Below are 5,808 nucleotides of genomic sequence, written 5' to 3'. Positions count from 1 at the left end.
TCCCGTGGCCGGAGCACGACCGGCCCCGCAGGGCCGGGATCTCCTCGTTCGGGGTGAGTGGCACCAATGCCCACCTCATCCTCGAACAAGCCGTCCCGGAGACCGAAGAAGTTGACGAGCCGGAAGTGACCGGGCGTCCCGTTCCGTGGATTCTGTCCGGGAAGACTCCGCAGGCGCTTCAGGACCAGGCGGCCCGGCTCGCCGCCCACCTCGAAGCCCACCCCGGACTCCGTCCCGCCGACATCGCGCACACCCTCGCGACCGCCCGCACCCGCTTCGCCCACCGGGCCGTCATCACCACCCACGACCATCACACCGCACTCCACGCACTCACCCAGCACACACCCCACCCGGACGTGATCCTGGCCACCCGTGAAGCGGGGGAGGGGGCGCCCGAAGTCGCGTTCCTCTTCACCGGCCAGGGTGCGCAACGGCTCGGTATGGGGCAGGAGTTGTACCGCTCGTCGCCGGTGTTCGCCGCGGCGTTCGACGCCGTGTGCGCGGAACTCGACCAGAGGCTGCCGCGGCCGTTGCACGGAGTGGTCTTCGGGACGGATGCCGAGCTGCTGAACCGGACGCTGTACACACAGGCGTCCCTGTTCGCGGTGGAGACCGCGCTGTTCCGGCTGATGGAGCACTACGGACTGCGGCCCGGGTTCCTCCTGGGGCACTCCATCGGCGAAGTCGCGGCCGCCCATGTCTCCGGCGTGCTCTCCCTCAAGGACGCGGCCGTGCTGGTGGCGGCGCGGGGCCGCTTGATGGAAGCGGCGCGCGACGACGGTGCGATGGTCGCCGTGCAGGCCCGCGAGGACGAGGTACTGGCCGCGCTGGAGGAGTACGGCGACCGGCTCTCGGTGGCCGCGGTCAACGGTCCGGAGGCGGTGGTCGTCTCCGGCGACGCGGACGCCGCCGACGAGGTCGCGGCCCGCTTCGCCCGGTCCGGCCGCAAGGTCAAGCGGCTGACGGTCAGCCATGCGTTCCACTCGGCGCACATGGACAGCGCGTTGGACGAGTTCGGCGAGGTGCTTCAGGGGCTGCGGTTCGACCGGCCGCGCATCCCGGTCGTGTCGAACGTGACGGGCCGCCCGGCCACCGTCGATCAGCTGTGCTCGCCCGCCTACTGGGTGACGCATGTCCGGCAGCCGGTCCGCTTCTCCGACGGCATGGCGACGCTGGCCGGGCTGGGCGTGACCATGTACGTCGAGCTGGGTCCCGACGGCGTACTGACCGGCATGGCACAGACCTGTCTGAGCGACACCGCAGCCGACACGGACATCGTCGCCGTGCCGGCCCTCCGGGCCCGGCGCGGCGAGGAACAGACCGTGGAGACGGTCCTTGCGCACGCCCTGGCGCTCGGGGCCGCACTCGACGCCCCGGCGGTCTTCCCCGGAGCCTCGCGCGTGGACCTCCCCACGTACGCCTTCCAGCAGGGGTCCTACTGGATGGACGAGGCGCCTGCCTCCGACGTGTCGTCGGCCGGGCTCGCCGGCGTCGAGCATCCCCTGCTGGGCGCCGCGATCCCCCGTCCCGACGGGCGGGGTTGGCTGCTGACCGGCCGGATCTCGCTGCGTACGCATCCCTGGCTGGCCGATCACACCATCGGCGATGCCGTGCTGCTGCCCGGGACCGCCTTCGTCGACCTGGTGACGGAGGCGAGCGGCCGTGTCGGCGCCGGCTTCGTGGAGGAACTGACCCTCGCGGCGCCCCTCGTCCTCGTACCCGATACGGCCGTCAACCTCCATGTGGAGGTCGAGGCGCTGGACGAGGGCGGATGGACGGTGACGGTTCATTCGCGTGCCTCCGACGACGATCCGCGGAGCGCCGCGGAGAGCGACTGGACGCTCCATGCCTCCGGCGCGCTGACGAGCGGCGGTGTGGACGACAGGCCGCCGCTGCCGGACGTACGGCTTCCCGACTCCGCGAAGCCGGTGGACACGGCCCCGCTCTACGCCGACCTCGCCGCGACCGGCTATGTCTACGGACCGGCCTTCCGGGGAGTCACCGCCGCCTGGCGCGACGGTGCGGACCTCTACGCCGACCTCCGCCTCCCCGACGGACTCGACCCCGCCGGTCACGGCGTCCATCCCGCTCTCCTGGACGCCGCTCTGCACCTGCTGGTGCTGGACGCCACCGAGGTGCGGCTGCCGTTCGCCTGGGCCGGGGTGACCGTGCGGGCCACGGGTGCCACCGTGGCCAGGGCACGCCTGCGGCCGACCGGCCCCGACGGGGTGTCGATCGTGCTGGCGGACCCCTCGGGTGCGTCGATCGCCGAGGTGGAGTCGCTGACCCTGCGCGCTTTCGCCCCCGGGCACACGTCCGGGACCGGTGGCGATCACAAGTCGTTGTTCCGGCTGGACTGGACCGAGACCTCCGGCCCAGGCGCCTCGGGCACGGCGGACCCCGTGGCCGCGGCCGTCATCGCCTCCGATTTCCCGGCGGCCACAGGTGTCGCCGCCCATCCGGATCTGCTCGCTCTGGAGCGCTCCGTGGAGGAGGGCGCGGCCCTGCCCGCGGCCGTGCTCGTCCCCTGTCTGCGGGACCCGGCGGCCGATGTGGCCGCCGACGCGCACGCGGTGACACGTCGGATGCTCACGCTCGTCCAGCAGTGGCTGGCCTCGGAGTCACCGGTGACCCATGCCCCGCTGGTGGTGCTCACCCAGGGCGCGACGGCTGTCGGCGACGGCGAGGCCGTCACCGATGTGGCCATGGCGTCCCTGTGGGGGCTGCTGCGTTCGGCGCAGGCCGAGCACCCGGACCGCTTCGTCCTGCTCGACGTCGATGATCACCGCCGACTGGCCGGTGAACCCGGGCTGTTGCGTACGGTGCTGTCCGCGGTGCTGGAGGGCGACGAGACCCAACTGGCCGTGCGCGGCGGGGCGGTTCATGCCGCCCGGCTGGTCCGGCACTCCCGCAAGGGGGTGCTGGCGGCGCCCGAGGGCGAAGCCGCCTGGCGGATGGAGGTGTCGCCCGACGGCTCGCTCGACGGCCTGGCCCTCCGGGCCCACCCGGCCTCGTCGGCGCCGCTGGAGCCCGGCCAGATACGGATCGCCGTACGCGCCGCCGGACTGAACTTCCGCGATGCGCTGAACGCCCTCGGGCTCTACCCCGGCGAGGCGGGCCCGCCCGGAATCGAGGGCGCGGGCGTGGTCACGGAGGTCGCGCCCGATGTACGGGAGCTGGCACCGGGCGACCGTGTGATGGGTCTGCTGACGGGTGCGTTCGGGCCGGTCGCGGTCGTGGACCACCGGATGCTCGTGCGGATGCCGGACGGCTGGACGTTCGCCAGGGCGGCATCGGTGCCCGCCGTGTTCCTGACGGCGTACCACGCCCTGATGGACCTCGGCGCGCTGCGGCGGGGCGAGCGCCTCCTGGTGCACGCGGCCGCGGGCGGCGTCGGCATGGCGGCCGTACAGCTGGCGCATCACCTGGGCGCGGAGGTGTTCGGCACCGCGAGTTCCGGCAAGTGGGACACCCTGCGTTCGCTGGGTCTCGACGACCGGCACATCGCCTCGTCCCGCGATCTCGGCTTCGAGCAGAGCTTCGGCCGGGAGCTGGGGGAGGGCGGCTTCGACGTGGTGCTGAACTCCCTGGCCAACGAATTCGTGGACGCGTCACTGCGGCTGCTGCGGCCGGGCGGCCGGTTCCTGGAGATGGGCAAGACGGACATCCGCGAGCCGGAGTCGCTGCCCGGGGTCTCCTACCAGTCGTTCGACCTGACCTGGGTGTCCCCGGACCGTATCCAGCAGATGCTGGCCGCGCTCGTCGAGCTGTTCGACACCGGTGTGCTGGAGACCCTGCCGGTCGCGGTGTGGGACATCCGGCAGGCACAGGAAGCGTTCCGCCACATCAGCCAGGCCCGCCACATCGGCAAGGTCGTCCTGACACTGCCCAGCGCTCCCGCTCCCGGGGGCACGGTGCTGGTCACGGGGGGTACGGGGACGTTGGGTTCGTTGGTGGCGCGTCATCTGGTGGTGCGGTACGGGGTCAGCCGGTTGTTGTTGGCGAGTCGTCGTGGGCCGGGTGCGGAGGGTGCTGAGGGTTTGCGGAAGGAGCTCGTGGGGCTGGGTGCGGAGGTGACGATCGCGGCGTGCGACACGGCGGATCGTTCCGCTCTTGCCGCGTTGCTCGCTTCGGTGCCTGTGGAGCATCCGCTGACCGCGGTGGTTCATACCGCGGGTGTCACGGATGACACCACGCTGGAGGCGTTGACGCCGGAGCGGCTGGCGGCGGTGCTGCGGCCCAAGGTCGATGCGGCGTGGCATCTGCATGAGCTGACGCGTGGTCTGGATCTGTCGGCGTTCGTGCTGTATTCGTCGGTCGCGGGGCTCCTCGGCAACGCGGGCCAGGCCAACTACGCCGCCGCCAATACCTTCCTGGACGCCCTGGCCCAGCACCGCACCGCACACGGACTGCCCGCCACCTCCCTCGCCTGGGGACTCTGGGAAGAGAGCAGCCCGCTCTCGGGGCACCTGAACCGCGGCGACCTGGACCGACTGGAGCGGTCCGGGATCGGAGCGCTCTCCACGGAGCAGGGCATGGAGCTGTTCGACGCGTCCTGGCAGACGCCCGAGGCCCTGGTGGCACCCCTGCCGCTCGATCTGAAGCGGCTCCGGGCCGACGCGGCGTCGGCCGGCGGCACATCGACCGTGCCGGCGGTGCTGCGGGAGCTCGTCCGCCTTCCCGCGCGCCGCGTGTCCGTCGCTCCCGCGGCGGCTTCGGCGGCCGCCTCGTGGCCCGAGCGGCTCCGGCCGCTCTCCGAAGAGAGCCGGCGGGAGACGCTCGGAGAAGTGGTGCGGGCGGAGGTCGCCGCCGTGCTCGGACACCCGAAGCCCGAAGGCATCGACGTCACGGCCGAGTTCAAGAACCTCGGGTTCGACTCACTGACCTCCGTGGAACTGCGCAACCGACTCAACAGGGTCACCGGGCTGCGGCTGCCCGCCACGCTGATCTTCGACCACCCCACCCCGGAAGCGGTCGTGAACCACTTCCTGGCGACCCTCGTGCCCGCGGAGGCCGCCCCGGACATCCGCATCCTTGAGGACGCCGACCGGATGGACGCGGCGATGTCCGCCTTCACCGGGGACAGCAGAACCCACGCACGAATCTCCGCCCGCCTGGAAGCGCTGCTGCGCAAGTGGAACTCCGTACAAGGCTCCTCCGCCGGACTCGGCGACGACCTGGAAGCAATGTCCGACGACGATCTGTTCGACGCACTCGACGACGAACTCTCGCGCTGAAGAGATAGGTACACCATGTCCACGTCCACTGAAGAGCAGCTTCGCGACTATCTCAAGCGCACGACGGCCAGCATGCGGGAGTACCGGCAACGGTTGCGTGAGGTCGAGGAAAAGGCCCAGGAGCCGATCGCGGTGGTCGGTATGGCGTGTCGGTTCCCGGGGGGTGTGGGTTCTCCGGAGGATTTGTGGGAGTTGGTGCGGGAGGGCCGGGATGCGGTGTCCGGTTTTCCGATGGGTCGGGGTTGGGATCTGGAGGAGTTGTACGATCCGGATCCGGATCCGGGGGCGACGGGGAAGGTGTATGCGTCGGGTGGTGGGTTCCTGCATGAGGCGGACCGGTTCGATGCGGCGTTCTTCGGGATCAGTCCGGTGGAGGCGGCCGCGATGGATCCGCAGCAGCGGTTGTTGCTGGAGAACGCGTGGGAGGCGGTGGAGCGGGCGGGTATCGATCCGGCCGCGCTGCGCGGCAGCGACACCGGCGTCTTCACCGGCATCATGGTGCAGGAGTACATCAGCGGCCTGACCACACTGCCGGAGGAGTACGAGGGGTACGTCGGGACCGGCAACACCT

2 protein-coding genes are annotated in these 5,808 nt (G+C 71.4%); both read left to right on the top strand.

The features are described from left to right. A partial coding sequence (locus GA0115234_RS41075) for an SDR family NAD(P)-dependent oxidoreductase (RefSeq protein ID WP_141718553.1) occupies window positions 1–5,237 on the top strand: 5,237 nt, incomplete at its 5' end. Between the two features lie 15 nt (window positions 5,238–5,252). Beyond that, on the top strand, window positions 5,253–5,808 hold a 556-nt coding region (locus GA0115234_RS41070; RefSeq protein WP_176729417.1), incomplete at its 3' end, for a beta-ketoacyl synthase N-terminal-like domain-containing protein.

The organism is Streptomyces sp. DvalAA-43 (genome assembly GCF_900091725.1).
GTDB lineage: Bacteria > Actinomycetota > Actinomycetes > Streptomycetales > Streptomycetaceae > Streptomyces > Streptomyces pulveraceus.
This window is presented reverse-complemented; position numbering and strand designations above follow the sequence as displayed.